At 58.5% G+C, this 18,959-nt stretch carries 21 protein-coding genes; 7 read left to right on the forward strand and 14 right to left on the reverse strand.

The window, feature by feature from the left end:
* Positions 1 to 27: 27 nt before the first annotated feature.
* Positions 28 to 933 carry a 16S rRNA (cytidine(1402)-2'-O)-methyltransferase gene (rsmI, locus tag ACYZT6_RS22095; RefSeq protein WP_462028633.1) on the reverse strand — a complete coding sequence of 302 codons (906 nt, stop codon included), beginning with the start codon at positions 931 to 933 and terminating at the stop codon, positions 28 to 30.
* A gap of 175 nt (positions 934 to 1,108) precedes the next feature.
* Between rsmI and ACYZT6_RS22100 the strand changes: the two genes are divergently transcribed.
* The 4 genes from ACYZT6_RS22100 to ACYZT6_RS22115 all read left to right on the forward strand — a co-directional run bounded on the left by ACYZT6_RS22100 (position 1,109) and on the right by ACYZT6_RS22115 (position 4,555).
* Positions 1,109 to 2,920, forward strand: a complete 1,812-nt coding sequence (locus ACYZT6_RS22100; protein ID WP_462028634.1) for a penicillin-binding protein activator — start codon at positions 1,109 to 1,111, stop codon at positions 2,918 to 2,920.
* Positions 2,920 to 3,282, forward strand: coding sequence for a YraN family protein (locus ACYZT6_RS22105; protein WP_007904371.1), 363 nt, complete (start codon positions 2,920 to 2,922; stop codon positions 3,280 to 3,282). Before ACYZT6_RS22100 ends, ACYZT6_RS22105 begins: the two co-directional genes overlap by 1 nt.
* A 104-nt stretch (positions 3,283 to 3,386) precedes the next feature.
* Positions 3,387 to 3,980, forward strand: coding sequence for a phosphoheptose isomerase (locus ACYZT6_RS22110; protein WP_008025961.1), 594 nt, complete (start codon positions 3,387 to 3,389; stop codon positions 3,978 to 3,980).
* The gene (locus ACYZT6_RS22115) at positions 3,977 to 4,555 is read left to right on the forward strand and encodes a BON domain-containing protein (RefSeq protein WP_462028635.1); all 579 of its coding nucleotides are present in this window, start codon (positions 3,977 to 3,979) and stop codon (positions 4,553 to 4,555) included. Before ACYZT6_RS22110 ends, ACYZT6_RS22115 begins: the two co-directional genes overlap by 4 nt.
* Before the next feature lie 120 nt (positions 4,556 to 4,675).
* Here the strand turns inward: ACYZT6_RS22115 and ACYZT6_RS22120 are convergent, their stop codons facing one another.
* From ACYZT6_RS22120 to rplM, 7 genes are all read right to left on the reverse strand, one after another.
* On the reverse strand, positions 4,676 to 5,089 hold the full coding sequence (locus tag ACYZT6_RS22120) for a ClpXP protease specificity-enhancing factor (RefSeq protein ID WP_008155980.1): 414 nt from the start codon (positions 5,087 to 5,089) through the stop codon (positions 4,676 to 4,678).
* Between the two features lie 16 nt (positions 5,090 to 5,105).
* On the reverse strand, positions 5,106 to 5,723 hold the full coding sequence (locus tag ACYZT6_RS22125) for a glutathione S-transferase N-terminal domain-containing protein (protein WP_027922678.1): 618 nt from the start codon (positions 5,721 to 5,723) through the stop codon (positions 5,106 to 5,108).
* A 150-nt stretch (positions 5,724 to 5,873) separates the two neighbouring features.
* Positions 5,874 to 6,656, reverse strand: coding sequence for a cytochrome c1 (locus ACYZT6_RS22130; RefSeq protein WP_461955650.1), 783 nt, complete (start codon positions 6,654 to 6,656; stop codon positions 5,874 to 5,876).
* Positions 6,656 to 7,867, reverse strand: coding sequence for a cytochrome b (locus ACYZT6_RS22135; RefSeq protein ID WP_462028636.1), 1,212 nt, complete (start codon positions 7,865 to 7,867; stop codon positions 6,656 to 6,658). Before ACYZT6_RS22135 ends, ACYZT6_RS22130 begins: the two co-directional genes overlap by 1 nt.
* On the reverse strand, positions 7,867 to 8,460 hold the full coding sequence (gene petA / locus ACYZT6_RS22140; protein WP_007905300.1) for a ubiquinol-cytochrome c reductase iron-sulfur subunit: 594 nt from the start codon (positions 8,458 to 8,460) through the stop codon (positions 7,867 to 7,869). Before petA ends, ACYZT6_RS22135 begins: the two co-directional genes overlap by 1 nt.
* Positions 8,461 to 8,727: 267 nt before the next feature.
* Positions 8,728 to 9,120 carry a 30S ribosomal protein S9 gene (rpsI, locus tag ACYZT6_RS22145; RefSeq protein WP_002555064.1) on the reverse strand — a complete coding sequence of 131 codons (393 nt, stop codon included), beginning with the start codon at positions 9,118 to 9,120 and terminating at the stop codon, positions 8,728 to 8,730.
* A gap of 14 nt (positions 9,121 to 9,134) precedes the next feature.
* A complete protein-coding gene (rplM, locus tag ACYZT6_RS22150; RefSeq protein ID WP_007905295.1) occupies positions 9,135 to 9,563 on the reverse strand; it encodes a 50S ribosomal protein L13 in 429 nt (142 codons plus the stop codon).
* A 245-nt stretch (positions 9,564 to 9,808) separates the two neighbouring features.
* On the opposite strand from rplM, the gene ACYZT6_RS22155 reads away from it, so the two are divergent.
* Positions 9,809 to 10,849 (forward strand): NADP(H)-dependent aldo-keto reductase, encoded by a 1,041-nt coding sequence (locus tag ACYZT6_RS22155; RefSeq protein ID WP_462028637.1) that lies wholly within the window; start codon positions 9,809 to 9,811, stop codon positions 10,847 to 10,849.
* Positions 10,850 to 10,952: 103 nt separating this feature from the next.
* On the opposite strand, the gene ACYZT6_RS22160 is transcribed toward ACYZT6_RS22155, so the two are convergent.
* Positions 10,953 to 12,089, reverse strand: coding sequence for an acyl-CoA dehydrogenase family protein (locus tag ACYZT6_RS22160; protein ID WP_461976673.1), 1,137 nt, complete (start codon positions 12,087 to 12,089; stop codon positions 10,953 to 10,955).
* Between the two features lie 245 nt (positions 12,090 to 12,334).
* Between ACYZT6_RS22160 and ACYZT6_RS22165 the strand changes: the two genes are divergently transcribed.
* Positions 12,335 to 13,231 (forward strand): GlxA family transcriptional regulator, encoded by an 897-nt coding sequence (locus ACYZT6_RS22165; RefSeq protein ID WP_461959384.1) that lies wholly within the window; start codon positions 12,335 to 12,337, stop codon positions 13,229 to 13,231.
* A 183-nt stretch (positions 13,232 to 13,414) separates the two neighbouring features.
* Here the strand turns inward: ACYZT6_RS22165 and zapE are convergent, their stop codons facing one another.
* The 3 genes from zapE to ACYZT6_RS22180 all read right to left on the reverse strand — a co-directional run bounded on the left by zapE (position 13,415) and on the right by ACYZT6_RS22180 (position 16,609).
* Complete coding sequence (zapE, locus tag ACYZT6_RS22170) at positions 13,415 to 14,509, reverse strand: cell division protein ZapE (protein WP_131059449.1); 1,095 nt, start codon at positions 14,507 to 14,509, stop codon at positions 13,415 to 13,417.
* A gap of 90 nt (positions 14,510 to 14,599) precedes the next feature.
* A complete protein-coding gene (locus ACYZT6_RS22175) occupies positions 14,600 to 15,955 on the reverse strand; it encodes a tryptophan--tRNA ligase (protein WP_462028638.1) in 1,356 nt (451 codons plus the stop codon).
* A gap of 24 nt (positions 15,956 to 15,979) precedes the next feature.
* On the reverse strand, positions 15,980 to 16,609 hold the full coding sequence (locus ACYZT6_RS22180; protein WP_462028639.1) for an alpha/beta hydrolase: 630 nt from the start codon (positions 16,607 to 16,609) through the stop codon (positions 15,980 to 15,982).
* A gap of 144 nt (positions 16,610 to 16,753) precedes the next feature.
* Here ACYZT6_RS22180 and ACYZT6_RS22185 point away from each other — a divergent pair, with 144 nt between their 5' ends.
* Entirely contained in the window at positions 16,754 to 17,188 is a 435-nt protein-coding gene (locus tag ACYZT6_RS22185) for a Z-ring associated ZapG family protein (RefSeq protein ID WP_462028640.1), read from the forward strand.
* A 266-nt stretch (positions 17,189 to 17,454) separates the two neighbouring features.
* Here ACYZT6_RS22185 and ACYZT6_RS22190 read toward each other — a convergent pair whose 3' ends face one another.
* Both ACYZT6_RS22190 and ACYZT6_RS22195 read right to left on the reverse strand, forming a co-directional pair.
* Entirely contained in the window at positions 17,455 to 18,162 is a 708-nt protein-coding gene (locus tag ACYZT6_RS22190) for an OmpA family protein (protein ID WP_462028641.1), read from the reverse strand.
* Between the two features lie 101 nt (positions 18,163 to 18,263).
* Entirely contained in the window at positions 18,264 to 18,905 is a 642-nt protein-coding gene (locus ACYZT6_RS22195; RefSeq protein ID WP_010458191.1) for an MBL fold metallo-hydrolase, read from the reverse strand.
* Positions 18,906 to 18,959 lie beyond the last annotated feature (54 nt).

The following is an 18,959-nucleotide window of genomic DNA, read 5'->3' on the forward strand; positions in this document are numbered from 1 at the left end:
CCCGGGACACTCCTGTGCGTCGGTTTTTTACTCGCCCTTCTGTTTTTCCAGCGCCACCTGATAGAGCACATTCTTGCGCTCACCGGTAATTTGCGCCGCCAATGCCGCCGCACGCTTGAGCGGCATTTCTTCGAGCAACAGATTAAGGATGCGCATGGCTTCGCTGCTGACCGCGTCCTCGGTCTCGGGTGCCGACCAGCCTGCCACCAGCACCACGCACTCGCCGCGCTGCTGATTGCTGTCCGACTCGACGAACTCACGCAACTCGGCCAACGGCAAACCTTTGAGGGTTTCGAAAGTTTTGGTGATTTCACGGGCCAGCAACGCAGGACGCTCGGGACCGAACACCAGCTCCATGTCTTGCAGGCACTCAAGGATGCGATGTGGCGCTTCATAGAAAATCAGCGTGCGCGGCTCTTCCTTGACCAGCTCCAGACGAGCGCGTCGGCCTACGGCCTTGGCCGGCAAGAAACCTTCGAATATGAAGCGGTCCGACGGCAGCCCCGCTGCGGACAATGCCGCGATCAAAGCGCAGGCCCCTGGAACCGGCACCACATTGATCCCGGCGGCACGGGCCTGACGGACCAGGTGATAACCCGGATCGGAAATCAGCGGCGTGCCGGCATCGGAGATCAGCGCCACGTCGTCACCCGCCAGCAAACGCGTGATAAAGCGACTGCCTTCATCTCGCTCGTTATGTTCATGACAGGCTGCCAGCGGCGTGGGAATGCCGAAATGCTGCATCAAGCGCTGGGAGTGACGAGTGTCTTCGGCGGCGATCAACGCGACATCGCGCAGGATCTTCAGCGCACGCGCACTGATGTCGTCCAGGTTGCCGATGGGCGTCGCCACCACAAAAAGCGAGCCAGCAGCGGAATTCAAAGCACCTGGAGCAGTCAAAGCGCACACCTCATGATCGGTAAAAGGCGACATTGTAGCGCGTAGCGGCGCTTGCGATCGCCCCGCCCTCCTCGGGTTTTTCAGGCGCCTGTGCAGCGCTGCAGCATTTGCACGAGCTAAATTGATCGATTCACGCCAGTAACATCGCGCCCCGGCCAGCGCTTGGGTACAATTCCACGCTAATTTGATCGAGTATCAGGAACATTACATGATCGCTTGCCTGCGGCTGTTCACTGCCCTCTGCCTCGCTGCCTTGTTGGCGGCTTGCGCCAGCTCGCCCTCTTCCAGCCTTGGCGAACTTCCACGGACCCCGGACGCCAGTATCGAGCAGCTGCTCGAACAGGCCGCTCAAAGCAAGGATCCGGAAAAAGCCGCGCTGTTGCGCCTGAGCGCGGCAGACCTGGCCTATCGTCAGGGTAATGCCGGTCAGTCCGCGCAAATCCTGCAACAGGTTCCGGTGGAACAACTCAAGCCCGGCCAACAAGTCTTCGCCAGCACCCTGGCGGCTGAATTGGCCATGACGCGCAATCAGCCCAAGGCGGCGCTGACAGCCTTGAGCCATCCGAGCCTGCAACGCCTGGGCGAGTTGCCGGTCGAGCAACAGGTTCGCACTGGCACTGTCCATGCTCGCGCCCTTGAAGCCGACGGGCAGACGCTGGCCGCCGCACGGGAGCGCATTTTCATCGCGCCAATGCTCGAAGGTGAAGCGGCGAGCAAAAACCACGAAGCGATCTGGACCCTGGTCGCCTCGCTGCCGACCGACCAATTGCAGCCAACCACCACCGACGACCTCGGCGGCTGGATGGCTCTGGCGCTGGCCGTGAAAACCGCCGGCACCCTGGAACAGCAGCAGGCCGCTATCGACGCCTGGCGCGCCCAGAACCCTAAACACCCGGCCGCCATTCAGCTGCCTCTGCCACTGACCAAACTCAAGGAACTGGCCAGCCAACCCCTGAGCAAGATCGCCCTGCTGCTGCCGCAAGACGGTCCGCTGGCCTCGGTCGGCAAAGCACTGCGGGAAGGCTTCATGGCCGCTCACTACCAGGCTCAACAAGCCGGGCAGAAGCCGCCAGCCATTGAGTTCTATGACAGCTCGAAACTGACTTCTCTGGACGAGTTCTACCGCAAGGCCCAGGCCGACGGCGTGCAACTGGTGGTTGGCCCGCTGGAAAAACCGCTGGTCAAACAGCTGAGTGCTCGCCCACAACTGCCGATCACTACCCTGGCGCTGAACTACAGCGAAGGCGAACAAGGTCCGGCTCAGCTGTTCCAGTTTGGTCTGGCCGCTGAAGACGAAGCCCGCGAAGTGTCTCGTCGTGCTCGCGCCGACGGCCTGCACCGCGCCGCCATCATGGTGCCGAAAGGCGAATGGGGCGATCGTGTGATGCGAGCGTTCAGCCAGGACTGGCAAGCCAACGGCGGCAGCATCGTTGCGACCGAACGCGTTGACCAACCGGTTCAACTGGCACAACAGATTGCCGACATGTTCCAGCTGCGTCAGAGCGAAGGTCGCGCCAAGAGCCTGCAAAGCACCGTTGGCTCGCAGGTAGCGGCCCAGCCTTCGCGTCGCCAGGACATCGAGTTCATTTTCCTGGCCGCGACTCCGCAACAAGCCCAGCAGATCAAACCGACCCTGAACTTCCAGTACGCGGGCGATGTGCCGGTTTACGCCACCTCCCACGTATTCAGTGCCAGCGGTGACGTCAATCAGTACAACGACATGAACGGCATCCGCTTCTGCGAGACCCCATGGTTGCTGGACGCCAATGATCCGCTGCGCAAGCAGGTCACCGCGCAATGGCCACAAGCCGCCGGCAGCCTGGGCCGCCTGTACGCAATGGGCGTGGATGCGTATCGCCTGGCGCCGCGACTGGGGCAACTCAAGGCGCTGCCGGACAGCCGCATTGAAGGCCAGTCGGGCAGTCTGGGCATGACTCAGAACCAGCGCGTGGTGCGCCAGTTGCCATGGGCACAGTTCACCAACGGTCAGGTTCAACGCCTGCCGGATACCCCTCGCTGATGCCTGACAGGTCACGCCAGCAAAGCGGTAAGGATGCCGAGCGCCATGCGCTCGAGCATCTTCAGCAACAAGGTCTGCGCCTGCTGGCGCAGAACTGGTTGTGTAAACGCGGCGAGCTTGATCTGGTCATGCTTGATGGCGATACAGTAGTATTCGTTGAAGTCCGCTACAGAAAAAACACCCAATGGGGTGGAGCGCTCGACAGCATCGATGGGCGCAAACGGCAGAAACTGATTTTCGCCGCGCAGTATTTTCTTCAGCGCGAGTCGCGTTGGGCCAATTCCCCCTGCCGCTTCGACGTGGTTGCCATCGACAGCAACCTCGATCAGTTGAACTGGTTGCAGAATGCCTTTGACAGCTGATCGCGTGCGCCCCGAAGCGGACACCTTTACCCAACACTTTTGCTCTTTGCTTTGCGGGCTGCACATTCATGTGCCGAGTAGCCGCGCTAATTAAGGTCACACAGATGGACATGCAATCCCGAATTCGCCAGCTTTTTCAGGCCAGTATCGACACCAAGCAAATGGCGATGGACGTACTTGCACCGCACATCGAGCAAGCCAGCCAGGTGATGGTCAACGCCCTGCTCAATGAAGGCAAAATGCTTTCCTGCGGCAACGGCGGCTCCGCCGGTGACGCCCAGCACTTTTCGTCCGAGCTGCTGAACCGCTTCGAACGCGAACGTCCGAGCCTGCCGGCCATCGCGTTGACCACCGACAGCTCGACGATCACCTCGATCGCCAACGATTACAGCTACAACGAAATCTTCTCCAAACAGATCCGCGCCCTCGGCCAGCCGGGTGACGTATTGCTGGCGATTTCCACCAGCGGCAACTCGGCGAACATAATTCAAGCGATCCAGGCCGCACATGATCGCGAAATGATTGTCGTAGCATTGACTGGTCGCGATGGCGGCGGCATGGCGTCGCTGCTATTGCCCGAGGACGTCGAGATTCGCGTACCGGCCAACGTCACCGCACGTATTCAGGAAGTCCACCTGCTGGCGATCCATTGCCTTTGCGATTTGATCGACAGCCAACTGTTCGGGAGTGAAGAATGACCCCTAATCGCCTAGGCCTTCTGGCCTTGACCCTGTGCCTCGGCATCAGCGGCTGCACTTCGGTGGTGAACGCCAGCCGTGAAGCGCCGATTGAAGATGACCGCGGTACGCGCACCTTCGGCAGCAAGATCGACGACTCCCTGATCGACACCAAGGTTGGCGTGAACGTCGCCAAGGCCGATCCGGCCCTGGACAACGATTCACACATCGTCGTCACCAGCTTCAACGGTGTCGTGCTACTCGCCGGGCAAACACCGACTGCCGACCTCAAGGCCAAGGCCGAACAGGCTGCCGCCGCGGTCCAGCGCGTGAAGAAGGTTCATAACGAACTGCAAGTGCTGCCGCCCTCTGGCTTCCTTGCTCGCCAGAACGACACCTGGCTGACCTCCAAGATCAAGACCCAGATGCTCACCGACCCGAACATCCCGGGCTCGCGCATCAAGGTCGTCACCGAGAATGGCATCGTTTACTTGCTGGGGTTGCTGACCAAGCAGGAAGCGGCGCAGGCTACCAATCTGGTGCAGAGCGTTTCCGGTGTGCAGAAGATTGTGAAGTTGTTTGAGTACATTGATTGATACACCACTCCTATAGGAGCCAGGCTTGCCGGCGAAGGCGATTTCGAGGACGCCTTCGCCGGCAAGCCTGGCTCCTACAGAAGTAATAAAAAAGGCGATCCTTGCGGATCGCCTTTTTTATTACTTCACCACTTTCAAACTGGGTCGACCGCTGGGACGCGGTGGCTCGCTGTCGGGTGGCGGAATATCATCATCCGGCTCAATCTCTTCCTCGTCTTCCATAGGCGATTCCAGATCGAACACCATCCCCTGACCATTCTCCCGGGCGTAAATACCCAGGATCGATGCAATAGGCACGTACAGGGTGTGCGGCACGCCACCGAAGCGCCCTTCGAAGCTGACCGCCTCGTTGTCCATGTGCAGATGACGCACGGCAGCCGGTGATACGTTCAGGACAATCTGTCCGTCACTGGCAAAACCCTGAGGCACCTGCACCGACGGATACTCGGAATTGACCAGCATGTGCGGGGTGCAATCGTTGTCCACAATCCACTCGTAGAGCGCGCGGACCAGATAAGGTCGACTGGAGTTCATAGCGGCTCCTTAAGCCTTAGCGCATATCGCGTTCGACACCAGACAGACTCGCCTGGAAAGCCTCACGCGCAAACGAGCGCTCCATGTAATCAAGCAGCGGCTTGGCAGGCCGCGGCAGTTCAATACCCAAAATCGGCAAACGCCAGAGTATTGGCAATAGGCAGCAATCCACCAGACTTTGTTCCTCACTGAGGAAAAACGGCTTGTCGGCGAACAACGGCGACACGCCAGTCAGGCTTTCGCGCAGCTCTTTACGAGCGACGACACGGGCTGCTTCCTTGGTCTTCGAATCCAGAATCAGATCCACCAGACCACACCAGTCGCGCTGAATACGATGAATCAGCAGACGGCTATTGGCACGCGCCACAGGATAAACCGGCAGCAAGGGCGGGTGCGGGTAACGCTCATCCAGATATTCCATCACCACGGTCGACTCCCACAACGCCAGGTCACGATCGACCAGGGTGGGCAGGCTACCGTAAGGGTTCACTTCAATCAGTTTAGGCGGCTGGCGACCAGCTTCCACGTAAATGATCTCTGCGCTGACACCCTTCTCTGCAAGTACGATGCGCACTCGGTGGGAATAGTGGTCGGCGGGGTCGGAGTAACAGGCCAACCGATTGGTCACGCCCATGGCGGTCCTCCTCGCTTGTTGAAATTATCGGAAGCGGAAAAACGCACGCGCCCAGAGGACGCCTCCCGTAACGTCTGGATCACCAGACTCGTTACACCTTCAGAGACGCCCCTGGGCGCGTGCGATTAACAGCAATTGCTTACAGCTTTATCAATGGACGTCTTTCCAGTATTCACGCTTGAGCAAGTAAGCGAATACGAAGAAGAACGCCAGGTACAGCAACACATAGGTACCGATGCGCTGATGCTGCAGCTTCACCGGGTTGGCCGAGTAGGCCAGGAAGGTCACCAGATTCTTGACCTTCTCGTCGAACTGCTCTGCGTTCAGCGTGCCGGTTTTTGGCACCACGGTCAGCTGGTCACACGCCTCATGAGTCAGAGCCGTACCGGTCAGCGGATCGTATTGCTTCTTGCCGTCTTCGACGATTTGAACTTGTTTGCAGCCTACCACCTGACGACCCTGCAGGCCGACCAGAACGTTAGGCATCCCGACGTTCGGGAAGACCTTGTTGTTCACGCCCCAGGGACGCGACGGGTCTTCATAGAACGAACGCAGGTAACCGTAGAGCCAGTCAGTACCACGAACGCGAGCGACCAGGGTCAGGTCGGGCGGAGCCGCACCGAACCAGGTCTTGGCGTCTGCCGGCTGCATGCCGATGTTCATGTGGTCACCAATCTTGGCACCGGTGAACACCAGCTTCGAGAGCATCAGGTCATGCGGGATGCCCAAATCATCGGCAACACGCTCGTATCGCTGGAACTTGGCGCTGTGGCAGCCCATGCAGTAGTTGGCGAACGTACGTGCGCCGTCCTGCATTGCAGCCTTGTCGGAAACGTCAATGTCGACCTTTTCCAGCTCAGGAGCACCCGCTGTCGACGCGAACGAGAACACAGGCATGGCAGCAAGAATCAGTACAGCAAATAGCTTTTTCATCAGCCAGTCACCCTTTCCGGAACCGGTTTGGTCTTCTCGAGCCTGGTGTAGAACGGCATCAGAATGAAGTAGGCGAAGTACAGGAAGGTACATACCTGCGACAGCAACGTACGACCTGGAGTCGGAGCCAGAACACCCAGCACACCCAGGATCACGAACGAGATGCAGAATACCCAGAGCCAGATCTTGCTCATCCAGCCTTTGTAGCGCATCGACTTGACGGGGCTGCGGTCCAGCCACGGCAGGACAAACAGCACAGCGATGGCCGCGCCCATGGCGATAACGCCCAGAAGCTTGTCCGGAACCGCCCGCAGAATCGCGTAGAACGGTGTGAAGTACCAGACCGGAGCGATGTGCTCAGGGGTCTTGAAGGCGTTCGCCACTTCGAAGTTCGGCTTCTCGAGGAAGTAGCCGCCCATTTCCGGGAAGAAGAACACGATCGAGCAGAAGATAAACAGGAACACCACCACGCCGACGATATCTTTCACGGTGTAGTACGGGTGGAAGGCAATGCCGTCCAGCGGTACGCCGTTTTCGTCTTTGTGTTTCTTGATGTCGACGCCGTCCGGGTTGTTCGAGCCGACTTCGTGCAACGCCAGAACGTGCAGCACCACCAGACCGAGAATCACGATCGGCAGGGCAACAACGTGCAGGGCGAAGAAGCGGTTCAGGGTAATACCGGAAATCAGGTAGTCACCACGGATCCACTGGGTCAGGTCGTTACCGATGACCGGGATCGCACCGAACAGCGAGATGATCACCTGGGCACCCCAGTAGGACATCTGGCCCCACGGCAGCAGGTAACCCATGAAGGCTTCAGCCATCAGCGCCAGGTAGATCAGCATGCCGAAGACCCACACCAACTCACGCGGCTTCTGGTAAGAACCGTAGAGCAAGCCACGGAACATGTGCAGATAAACCACGATGAAGAACATCGAAGCGCCGACCGCGTGCAACATACGCAGGATCGAGCCGTGCTCGACATCGCGCATGATGTATTCGACGGAGGCGAATGCTTCCTCCGCCGACGGGGTGTAGCTCATGGTCAGCCAGACACCGGTAACGATCTGGTTGACCAGAACGAGCAGTGCCAGGGAACCAAAGAAATAGAAGAAGTTGAAGTTCTTCGGGGCGTAGTACTTGCTGAGATGGTCTTCCCACATTTTGGTGGCGGGAAAGCGCGCATCAACCCAATCCATGAACTTGCTCATCACGCTTTCTCCGTATCGACGCCAATGACAATGATGTCATCGGTCTCATAGGAATGCGGGGGAACTGGCAGGTTCAAAGGCGCAGGTTGCGACTTGTAGACGCGGCCAGCCAGATCGTAGTGGGAACCGTGGCAAGGGCAGAAATAACCGCCTACCCAGTCCTTGCCCAGATCCGCAGGTGCCACTTCTGGACGGAAGGTCGGCGAGCAACCCAGGTGCGTGCAGATACCGATCAGCAGCAGAACTTCTGGCTTGATCGAACGCGTTTCCGGGTCGACATAGGTCGGTTGTGTCGAGTTCTTGGAGGTCGGGTCAGACAACTGGCCCTCGATCTTTTTAAGATTCCCCAGGATTTCCTCGGTACGGCGGACAATGAACACCGGCTGACCGCGCCACTCAGCAATCATCTGCTGACCTGGTTCGATTTTGCTGACATTCACTTTCACCGGTGCACCTGCGGCTTTCGCCTTGGCACTGGGAAACCATGACCCCACGAACGGGACCGCAGCCCCCACCGCTCCTGCAGCACCCACCACGGATGTGGCTGCTACCAAGAAGCGACGCCGGCCTGCATTCACGCCGTCATTGCTCATTCAGTCCTCTCCCATCAGCTTTGTGGCCTGTTAAATCAGGCGTCTACTAAGTAAAAATCTGAACTTATAAAAATTTTGCCGAATGGTAATGAAAAGCCCCAATTCTGACAAGGTAATTACCGAGGGGCTTCACTGCCAAGCCTTGCAGTATAGGGCTTCTACGGATGTGGCAAGTTGTCACAGCGCAATTCTTTGATAAATCGCGCCCATAAAAAAACGCCCAGCTTCGCGAGGAAACTGGGCGTTCTTTTTGAACGCGAAAGCGAATTAACGCTTCGAGTACTGCGGACGCTTACGCGCTTTACGCAGACCAACTTTCTTACGTTCAACTTCACGAGCATCGCGAGTAACGAAGCCAGCTTTGCGCAGAGCGCCACGCAGGGTTTCGTCGTACTGCATCAGTGCGCGAGTGATACCGTGGCGGATTGCGCCAGCTTGACCACTTACACCACCGCCGATCACGGTGACGTAGATGTCGAACTTCTCGACAGTCTCAGTCAATTCCAGCGGCTGACGAACTACCATACGGGCAGTTTCGCGGCCGAAGAAATTATCCAGCGAACGGTTGTTGATGGAGATGTTACCAGTACCCGGACGCAGGAAAACGCGTGCGGTTGCGGTCTTGCGACGGCCAGTGCCGTAATTTTGAGTCGCCGACATAATGAACTATTCCGTTAAAACTTCAGTTCTTGGGGCTGCTGAGCAGTATGAGGGTGTACAGCGCCCGCATAGACTTTCAGCTTACGATACATGTCGCGACCCAGTGGGTTCTTAGGCAGCATGCCTTTGACCGCGGTCTCGATCACGCGCTCAGGGGCTTTAGCGATCAGCTTTTCAAAGTTGATCGACTTGATGCCGCCCGGGAAACCGGAGTGGGAGTAGTAGATTTTGTCGGTGGTTTTAGCACCGGTTACACGAATCTGCTCGGCATTGATAACGACGATGTAATCGCCGGTGTCAACGTGAGGAGTGTACTCAGCTTTATGCTTGCCACGCAGACGGCTCGCGATTTCGGTGGCCAGACGACCCAGGGTCTGACCTGCAGCGTCGACGACAAACCAGTCGCGCTGTACTGTTTCCGGTTTAGCAGTAAAAGTTTTCATTCTTTATAGCCTCAGGGGCCGCCCTGTAAATTAGACGGCGGATCTTACTGAATAGTGCGTACTTTGACAAGTCAAAGGCAGCCGGATACAGACGCTTTCGGGGGCTCGGGTCGGCGCGTCCGTTCAACGGCAAGATTCTTCGGCGGCGGCGCATCACTTCCACTGCAGAAAGAGGTGCGCAATTATGCAGATTGCGAAAAATATTTCAACCTGCTTTTATGATTGTTTTGCCCAAGGAGCACCCGATGGACTATCGCCAGCTAGGCCGAACCAATCTGAACGTGAGTGCCATCTGCCTCGGAACCATGACCTGGGGCGAGCAAAACACTGAAGCTGAAGCCTTCGCGCAGATCGAACGGGCCAAGGAAGCCGGGATCAATTTCATCGACACCGCCGAAATGTACCCGGTGCCGCCGAAGGCCGAAACCTACGCCACCACTGAACGCTACATCGGCAATTACTTCAAAAGTCGCGGTGATCGCGCCGACTGGATCCTGGCCAGCAAGATCGCCGGCCCCGGCAACACCATCGATTACATCCGCGACAAAAACCTGCGACACAACCGCCAGCACATCACCGAAGCCGTGGACGCAAGCCTAAAGCGCCTGCAAACCGACTACATCGACCTCTATCAGTTGCACTGGCCGGAACGCAGCACCAATTTCTTCGGACAGCTGGGCTACAAACACAAGATCGAAGCCAACCTGACGCCACTGGAGGACACCCTCGAGGCGCTGGACGAGCAGGTCAAGGCCGGCAAGATTCGCCACATTGGCCTGTCCAATGAAACGCCGTGGGGCACCATGCGTTTCCTCGCCCTGGCCGAAGCCCGTGGCTGGCCGCGCGCCGTATCGATCCAGAATCCGTACAACCTGCTCAACCGCAGCTTCGAAGTCGGCCTAGCGGAAATCGCCATCCGCGAACAGTGCGGCCTGCTCGCCTATTCGCCGCTGGCGTTCGGTTTCCTGTCGGGCAAGTACGAAGGTGGCGCGCGCCCTCCAAAAGGTCGCCTGAGCCTCTACAGCCGCTTCAGTCGCTATTTCAACCCACAGTCGGAAGCTGCGTGCAGCCGTTATGTGGCACTGGCCCGTGAACACGGCCTGGACCCGGCGCAAATGGCGTTGGCGTTTGTCACTCAGCAGCCGTTCGTGACCAGCAACATCATCGGCGCGACCACCCTGGAGCAACTTGAAAGCAACTTAGCGAGCTTCGAGCTGAAACTTTCCGATGAAGTGCTGGAGGGGATTGAGGCGATTCACAAGGATCACCCGAATCCTGCACCTTGATTGATTCATAGAACCAATCGCGGGCAAGCCACGCTCCCACAGGTATGTGATTTCCTGTGGGAGCGTGGCTTGCCCGCGATGGCGTCAGCCCAGTCACAGCAAATTACAGCGACCGCGCAATAATCTCCTTCATGATTTCATTGGTCCCCGCATAAATCCGCTGCACCCGCGCATCCGCCCACGCCCGGGCGATCGGGTATTCCCACATGAACCCGTAACCGCCATGCAACTGCACGCATTCGTCGAGCACCTTGCATTGCAGGTCAGTGCCCCAGTATTTCGCCATCGCTGCCGTCGGCACATCCAGCTTGCCTTGCAGGTGCAGTTCCAGACAGCGATCTACGAAGACCCGGCCGATCTGGATCTCAGTCGCCATCTCCGCCAGTTTGAAGCGAGTGTTCTGGAAGTCGGCAATCGCCTTGCCGAACGCCTTGCGCTCACGGGTGTAATCCAGCGTCCACTTCAACGCGGCTTCGGCCGACGCGAGCCCGCCGATGGCGACAGTGAGGCGCTCCTGAGGCAATTCCTGCATCAGGTAAGCGAAGCCCATGCCCGCCTGCCCCAACAGGTTTTCCTTCGGCACCCGCACGTCCTGGAAAAACAACTCCGAAGTGTCCTGTGCCTTCATGCCGACTTTTTCCAGGCGCTTGCCCTTGTCGAAGCCTGGCGTATTGGCCTCGACCAGAAACAGACTGGTGCCCTTCGCGCCCGCCTTCGGATCCGTCTTGGCCACGACAATCACCAGATCAGCCAGATAGCCGTTGGTGATAAACGTCTTGGACCCGTTGATCACGTACTCGTCGCCATCCAGCACGGCGGTGGTTTTCACCCCTTGCAGGTCAGAACCGGCACCCGGCTCGGTCATGGCAATGGCTGTCACCATTTCGCCGGACACCAGTTTCGGCAGGTATTTGTGCTTCAGCGCTTCACTGCCGTAATGCAGGATGTACGGCGCCACAATGTCCGAATGCAGAGAAAAACCAATGCCGGTCAGGCCGAGACGACCGACCTCTTCGATCACCACCGCGCTGTAGAGAAAATCCGCCCCCAGCCCGCCGTACTCCTCCGGCAGATGCGAGCAGAGCATCCCCGCCTCCCCTGCCTTGTTCCAGAGTTTACGGTCGATGTAGCCTTGTTTTTCCCATTGCCCATGGAACGGCACGGCCTCTTTTTCGAGGAACGTTCGCACGCTGTCGCGAAACAATTCGTGCTCGGAACTGAACAAGGTTCTGGGGATCATGCGGCACCTGTCGTTAATTGTTAGAAGGAGTTGACCTTCAGAGACTAAGCCACGCATCCGATACAGGACACTGGACACATCAGACAAAAAATAAGACGATCCAGCCGTCTGGTGACCACTTTCCCCTATAAGAATAAAGTTGAATTATGTCTAACCAAGTCTCCACGCCCTTGCGGCGCGTCAGCATCCTGGCTATCGACCGGGTTTTCGCTTCCACCCTCATGCAAGCCAAGGATTTCTTCCACCTGGCCAGCCTGCGCTATGGCAAACAACTGGGTCAGGGCCTGACTCCGGCGTTCGAAACCCGACTGGTCAGCCCTGACGGCAAACCCGTGAACAGCTTCAGCGATGTGATCATGCCGGTGGACGGCGGCCTGGAAAACGCCGACATCATTGTCCTTCCAGCCTTCTGGGACGATTTCGACACCCTTTGCCAGCGTTATCCACAGGTCTTGCCTTGGTTGCGCCAGCAACATGCTCGCGGTGCCGTGCTTTGCGGCGAGGCGACCGGAGTGTTCTGGCTGGCCGAGGCCGGGCTGCTCAATGGCAAGGAAGCGACCACTTACTGGCGCTTCTTCAATGCCTTTGCCGAGCGATTCCCACAGGTTCAGCTCAATCAGGACAAGCACCTGACCGACGCCGACAACCTGTATTGCGCAGGCGGCACCACCTCTGCCTGCGATCTCTACATCTACCTGATCGAACGCTTCTGCGGCGCCAACGTCTCGCAAGCCGTGGCCCGGGACATTCTCTACGAAGTGCAGCGCAGCTATTCGCCGGGACGCATCGGATTCGGTGGGCAGAAGTTGCACCAGGACGTGATCATCCTGCAGATCCAGCACTGGCTCGAAGAACACTTCGCCGACAAATTCCGCTTCGAAGACGTCGCCCGCGAACACGGCATGAGCATCCGCAACTTCATGCGCCGTTTCCAGACTGCCACCGGCGACAAGCCGCTGCATTACCTGCAACGCCTGCGTATCGAAACCGCCAAGGGGCTGTTGTCAGGTAGCCGCAAGAGCATCAAGACCATCAGTTATGAAGTCGGCTACGACGATGCGAGCTTCTTCGCGCGGCTGTTCCGCCAGCACACCGAATTGTCGCCGAACCAGTATCGGCAGCAGTTTCAGCAAGCGGCTTAGTTCTCTATCCACATACAAAACCCATGTAGGAGTGAGCCTGCTCGCGATCGCGCCCGTCCATACAGCTTTGATGTGACTGACACACCGCTATCGCGAGCAGGCTCACTCCTACAAGGTTTGCGGTGAACTCGGGACATAAAAAAGGGCCTGCAATTGCAGGCCCTTTTTGTATGCCGAATCTGTTTAAGGCTTATGCGCCCGAGACAGGAATTCGTGCGACTGCATTTCCAGCAGACGGCTCAGCGTGCGCTGGAACTCGAAGTTCAAGCGACCGCCGGTGTAGAGGTCCTTGAGCTCGACTTCAGCCGAGATGATCAGCTTGACGTTTCGGTCGTAGAACTCGTCGACCATGTTGATAAAGCGTCGGGCGATGTCGTCGGTGGTGACGCTCATCTGCTCGACACCGCTGAGCAACACGGCGTGGAAGATCTTGCCCAGTTCGATGTAATCGTTCTGGCTGCGCGGGCCGTCGCACAGTTCGCGGAAGTCGAACCAGGCCACGTCATCGCAAGTACGCAGCGCGCGAATCTCACGGTTCTCGATCATCAGCACGTCATTCTCGATGGCGGCCGTGCATTCCGGTGTCAGGGCGCGGAAGCTCTTGCGCAGGCTCTCATGCGCGGCTTCGTCCAACGGGAAGTGGAACAGCTCGGCTTGCTCAAGGTGACGCAGTCGATAGTCGACGCCGCTGTCGACGTTGACGATGTCAGTGTTCTGCTTGATCAGCGCGATGGCCGGCAGGAAGCGCGCACGTTGCAGGCCATCCTTGTACAGACCGTCCGGCACGATGTTCGAGGTCGCGACCAGGGTCACGCCGTTCTTGAACAGCTCTTCCATCAGCGTGCCGAGGATCATCGCGTCGGTGATGTCGGACACGAAGAATTCATCGAAACAGATCACCCGGGCTTCGTCAGAGAAGCGTTTGGCGATGATGGTCAGCGGGTTCTTTTCGCCGCCGAGGGTCTTCATCTCTTCGTGCACACGCTTCATGAAGCGGTGGAAGTGAGTGCGGACCTTTTCCTTGAACGGCAGCGCTTCGAAGAAGGTGTCGACCAGGTAAGTCTTGCCGCGGCCAACGCCGCCCCAGAAATACAGACCCTTGACCGGTGCCTGTTCTTTCTTGCCAAACAGTTTGCCGAGCAGGCCCGGTTTGTTGTTCGACGCAGCGACCAGATCGTCGTACAGGCGCTGCAAATGGCGCACTGCAGTTTCCTGCGAGGCGTCATGGAAGAATTCCGGGCGTTTCAGATCAGCTTGATATCGTTCTAGGGGCGTCATAATTCGTTAGCAAGGCAACAAAAACGGGCCGTCACTGTAGCGACGGCCCGTAAGAATGGCAATCGGCCCTTGGTCGGACCGAGCCGCTGATTATTCCTGAACTGGCGTCAGAGCAACCCGCAAGGTCTCGATGGCGAGGTCGCGCTCGGTGTCGTCGGCAAACGTCGGGCTGTCGGCGACGCACTCGCCTTCCAGCCAGACGCTGAAGCTGCGGTCTTCACTGCGCACATCCAACGGCTGACCCGATTGCAATTGCTTGGTCACCTGGCCGGCCGTTTTGCCGTCGACGAAGTTGCGCGACAGCAGCAGTTGCTCGCCATCAGCCGCCAGCAGACGGAAACGGAAACTGCTGTCTTCCTCGCGGAAACTGACAAAACGCGCAGCTTTCGCGGCTTTCTTCTTGGTGGTGGCAGCGACTTGGGTCTGGGCGACGAAAGAGCGTAAGCCGACCGCTTCCCGCAGTTCGTGGAGGAACGGCGTGGCGACCGAACGCGCCTTTTTGGCACCGATCTGCAGGATGTCTTCCAGATCAGCCGGGCGCTCGATCAGCTGGTAATAACGTTCGCGGGATTCGCCCAGTTCACTGTCCAGCAGCTGGAACAGACGATTTTTTGCTTCGCCCCAACCCAGCCCCTGCAACAGTTCGCTGCGGAATTCATCGGACTGCGCCGGAGTAGCAAACGCCTGGAACAGGGTGAACAGGTGCGAGTTGTCCGGATCTTTCGCTTCACCCGGCGCACGGGAGTCAGTGACGATCCGCGAGATCGCGTCTTTCATTTCCTTGGCGCTGCTGAACAACGGGATAGTGTTGTCGTAGCTCTTCGACATCTTGCGACCGTCGAGGCCTGGAAGCGTGGCGACGCTTTCTTCGATCAGCGCTTCAGGCATGGTGAAGAATTCTTTGCCCTGGCCGAACAGGTGGTTGAAGCGCTGGCCGATGTCGCGGGCCATTTCCACGTGCTGGATCTGGTCACGACCGACCGGCACCTTGTGCGCGTTGAACATCAGAATGTCCGCGGCCATCAGCACCGGGTAGCTGTACAAGCCCATGGTGATGCCGGCGTCCGGGTCTTCGCCGGTTTCGACGTTCTTGTCCACCGAGGCCTTGTAGGCGTGGGCGCGGTTGAGCAGGCCCTTGGCGGCGACGCAAGTCAGCAACCAGGTCAGCTCGGGGATTTCCGGGATGTCGGACTGGCGATAAAAGGTTACGCGGTCCACGTCCAAGCCGCCGGCCAGCCAGGTCGCGGCGATTTCCAGACGCGAGCGCTGGATGCGCAGCGGGTCATCGCATTTGATCAGGGCGTGGTAGTCGGCCAGGAAGTAGAACGAATCGGCGTTGCTGTCACGGCTGGCGAGGATCGCCGGGCGGATGGCACCGGCGTAGTTGCCCAGGTGCGGCGTTCCGGTGGTGGTGATGCCGGTGAGGATACGGGTACGAGTCGTCATGGGTAATCGCTTGTCAGACTGCAATCAATTCGAAAGGCGCGGCAGGATCAGATCCTTGAGATCGGTCAGCTTGCCATGAAAAAAGTGTCCGCATTCTGCCACTTTCAGCAGCTCATGGGGGCGTTCGAGTGTCGAGGACCAATCGTAGACAGCTTGCGGATCGATGACTTCGTCGGTTTCCGGCTGGATCAGGGTCAGCGCACCGTTTTGTGGCAGCTGATCCTGATCGCCGAGGCGCATGACCGCGGGCGCGACCATGAACAGATGTTTCAGCTGTTCGCCCTTCGCTTCCAGGCGTCCGCCGAGACTTGCTGCAACAAAACCGCCGAAGGAGAATCCGAACAGGGTCAGCGGCAAGCCGGGGTGCTTGGCTCGCAGCCATTCGGCGGCGGTCTGAGCGTCATCGACTTCACCGGTGCCCATGTCATGGGTGCCTTCGCTGGCACCGACGCCACGGTAGTTGAAACGCAAAGTAATCAGACCGGCGTCGCGCGCGGTGCGCTGCAAGGTCGAGACCACTTTGTTGAGCATGGTGCCGCCCTGCACCGGGTTCGGATGACAGATCAGCGCAATGCCGCGCGGCTGCTCATTGTCGAGGTAAAGGGCTTCCAGTTGGCCGACCGGGCCATCAATCACTACAGGGGTTTCGCGCATAAGCAAGGAAGGAACTCCGTGACCTCAAATCGGGTCGACTCGTCTAGCAAATTGTCTGTGCCAATCTATTGCGAGTGAATCGCGGTATACAGCGCAGGTTCGAGCCGTTAACGTAAAGCAAAGCCGTTTATAGAGGAAGGACTCGTGGAACACTCGCTCTTAGTTTGGTTGTTGCCGACTCTTGCCCTGGTTGTGGGTGTCGCCATTGGTTTCCTGATCGCTCGCCTGGTGCCGAATGCTGCGCCGAGCAGCACACAACGTCAGCTGGATGACGTTCAGGAACGTTTCGACAGTTATCAGAACGAGGTGGTCACCCACTTCAACAGCACTGCATCACTGGTCAAGAAACTCACTGCGAGCTATCAGGAAGTGCAGGATCACCTCGCCGAGGGTGCCAACCGCCTGGCCCTGGACGAACAGACCCGCCAACGCTTGCTGGCCGCCCTGCACGCCGACGCTGCCGTGGCTCCACGGGAACGCCTGACGCCACCGCGCAATCAGGAGCCGCCTCGCGACTACGCCCCCAAAGCCCCGAACGCGCCGGGCATGCTCGATGAGCATTACGGCCTGAAGAAGTAATCAGGTTCTGCGCGATATGAAAAAGCCCTCGGACGAGTGATTGTCCGGGGGCTTTTTTAAATTCTGAAGTTTTTATCGCCAGTTCTGGCCCCATCGCGAGCAGGCTCGCTCCCACAGTGGACCGAGTATTGGATCGGTTCGCGGTCACCTGTGGGAGCGAGCCTGCTCGCGATGGGGCCAGTGCTGGCGACAAAAAAACCGCCCGATCTGCTGAGGATCGGGGCGGGCTCTTTTACGCCTGGGGTTCAGTCAGGCTTTTGCTGTCACTACTGGGTCGGTTGCGAATACTGCTGGCCCGGAATCGCCTTCAGGTTGACCTCGACCCGACGGTTCTGCGCCCGACCATTGGTATCACCGTTGCTGGCAATCGGGTTATCCGGCCCGGCACCGCGCGCCGACAGGTTGGCGCCGCTGACGCCTTGCGAGGTCAGGTAAGTCGCCACGCTTTGGGCACGACGCTGGGACAGGTCCATGTTGTGCTGGCGGGCACCCGTGCTGTCGGTGTAGCCGACGATTTCGATCTGATTCTGGCTGAACTCCTTGAGCGAGCCTGCCAGATTGTTCAGCGGTTGATAGAAGCTGGAGGCGATATTCGCCGAATCAGTGGCGAACGTGATGTTGCCCGGCATGATCAGCTTGATCTGATCGCCCTGACGCTGCACCTCGACACCGGTGTTAGCCATGCTGGCACGCAGCTTCTTCTCTTGCTGATCAGCGTAGTAACCGTAACCGGCAGCGGAAGCACCGACCACGGCAGCGCCAATCAGCGCGCCCTTGCCACGGTTGTCGTGACCAATGGCGGCACCGGCCAGCGCACCGGCCAGCGCACCGAGGCCACCGTATTTTGCGGTTTTGCTCATGCCCGTGGAGCCACCGTCGGCCTGGCCCTGGTTGTCGTAAGGGTTAGGCGAGGCGCAGCCAGACAGCAAGGCCACAGCCGTAGCGACAATAATCAAACGCTGCTTGGTGAACATGAAGAGCTCCTGATTTTTCATTCTGGGGTGCAACGGACTAAAGCATTGAACCTTTGCGGGCGTTGGATCATTTTGGCCGACGAAAATTCCGTCGGTTACATTTAAGCCCGCACAAACGGGTTCTCGCGCATTTCATCGCCCAGGCGCGTGTCCGGACCATGCCCGGTCACGACCGTCGCTTCTTCGTCGAGCGTATACAGCCGCTGCTTGATCGACCGCACGATGGTCGCCTGATCGCCACCCCACAAATCCGTACGCCCTACCCCGCGACGAAACAGCGTGTCACCGGCAATCAGCAGCTTGGCCTCTGAAAACCAGAAGCTCATGGAACCCGGTGTATGGCCCGGCGTGTGCAACGCCACGCCGCAACCACAGGCCAGTTCTTCATCGTCGGCCAACCAGCGGTCCGGCGACGGCACCGGCGTATAAGGCACGCCGAACATCTGGCATTGCATCTCCAGATTGTCCCAAAGGAATTGATCTTCTTTATGCAGGTGCAGGGTCGCGCCGGTTTTCTCTTTGAGCTGACCGGAGGCCAGAAAGTGATCCAGGTGCGCATGGGTGTGGATGATGCTGACCACTTTCAGACCCAAGGCGTCGAGGCGCGCAAGGATCAGTTCGTGGTTGCCACCCGGGTCGACCACGATCGCTTTTTTGGTGATCGGATCGCCGATGATCGTGCAGTTGCACTGCAACGGGCCGACGGGGAAGGTTTCGCGAATCAGGGTGGGCTGCTGGGACATCTGGGCATGCTCGGAAAACTGGGATGGGCAATTTTGGCACAAAACCGTATCAAG

The organism is Pseudomonas sp. RT6P73, from assembly GCF_054897715.1.

Bases quoted from the DNA above. Each gene is read 5' to 3' on its own strand.
- rsmI (WP_462028633.1), bottom strand. From the start codon at position 933: ATGTCGCCTTTTACCGATCATGAGGTGTGCGCTTTGACTGCTCCAGGT.
- ACYZT6_RS22100 (WP_462028634.1), top strand. From the start codon at position 1,109: ATGATCGCTTGCCTGCGGCTGTTCACTGCCCTCTGCCTCGCTGCCTTG.
- ACYZT6_RS22105 (WP_007904371.1), top strand. From the start codon at position 2,920: ATGCCTGACAGGTCACGCCAGCAAAGCGGTAAGGATGCCGAGCGCCAT.
- ACYZT6_RS22110 (WP_008025961.1), top strand. From the start codon at position 3,387: ATGGACATGCAATCCCGAATTCGCCAGCTTTTTCAGGCCAGTATCGAC.
- ACYZT6_RS22115 (WP_462028635.1), top strand. From the start codon at position 3,977: ATGACCCCTAATCGCCTAGGCCTTCTGGCCTTGACCCTGTGCCTCGGC.
- ACYZT6_RS22120 (WP_008155980.1), bottom strand. From the start codon at position 5,089: ATGAACTCCAGTCGACCTTATCTGGTCCGCGCGCTCTACGAGTGGATT.
- ACYZT6_RS22125 (WP_027922678.1), bottom strand. From the start codon at position 5,723: ATGGGCGTGACCAATCGGTTGGCCTGTTACTCCGACCCCGCCGACCAC.
- ACYZT6_RS22130 (WP_461955650.1), bottom strand. From the start codon at position 6,656: ATGAAAAAGCTATTTGCTGTACTGATTCTTGCTGCCATGCCTGTGTTC.
- ACYZT6_RS22135 (WP_462028636.1), bottom strand. From the start codon at position 7,867: ATGAGCAAGTTCATGGATTGGGTTGATGCGCGCTTTCCCGCCACCAAA.
- petA (WP_007905300.1), bottom strand. From the start codon at position 8,460: ATGAGCAATGACGGCGTGAATGCAGGCCGGCGTCGCTTCTTGGTAGCA.
- rpsI (WP_002555064.1), bottom strand. From the start codon at position 9,120: ATGTCGGCGACTCAAAATTACGGCACTGGCCGTCGCAAGACCGCAACC.
- rplM (WP_007905295.1), bottom strand. From the start codon at position 9,563: ATGAAAACTTTTACTGCTAAACCGGAAACAGTACAGCGCGACTGGTTT.
- ACYZT6_RS22155 (WP_462028637.1), top strand. From the start codon at position 9,809: ATGGACTATCGCCAGCTAGGCCGAACCAATCTGAACGTGAGTGCCATC.
- ACYZT6_RS22160 (WP_461976673.1), bottom strand. From the start codon at position 12,089: ATGATCCCCAGAACCTTGTTCAGTTCCGAGCACGAATTGTTTCGCGAC.
- zapE (WP_131059449.1), bottom strand. From the start codon at position 14,509: ATGACGCCCCTAGAACGATATCAAGCTGATCTGAAACGCCCGGAATTC.
- ACYZT6_RS22175 (WP_462028638.1), bottom strand. From the start codon at position 15,955: ATGACGACTCGTACCCGTATCCTCACCGGCATCACCACCACCGGAACG.
- ACYZT6_RS22180 (WP_462028639.1), bottom strand. From the start codon at position 16,609: ATGCGCGAAACCCCTGTAGTGATTGATGGCCCGGTCGGCCAACTGGAA.
- ACYZT6_RS22190 (WP_462028641.1), bottom strand. From the start codon at position 18,162: ATGTTCACCAAGCAGCGTTTGATTATTGTCGCTACGGCTGTGGCCTTG.
- ACYZT6_RS22195 (WP_010458191.1), bottom strand. From the start codon at position 18,905: ATGTCCCAGCAGCCCACCCTGATTCGCGAAACCTTCCCCGTCGGCCCG.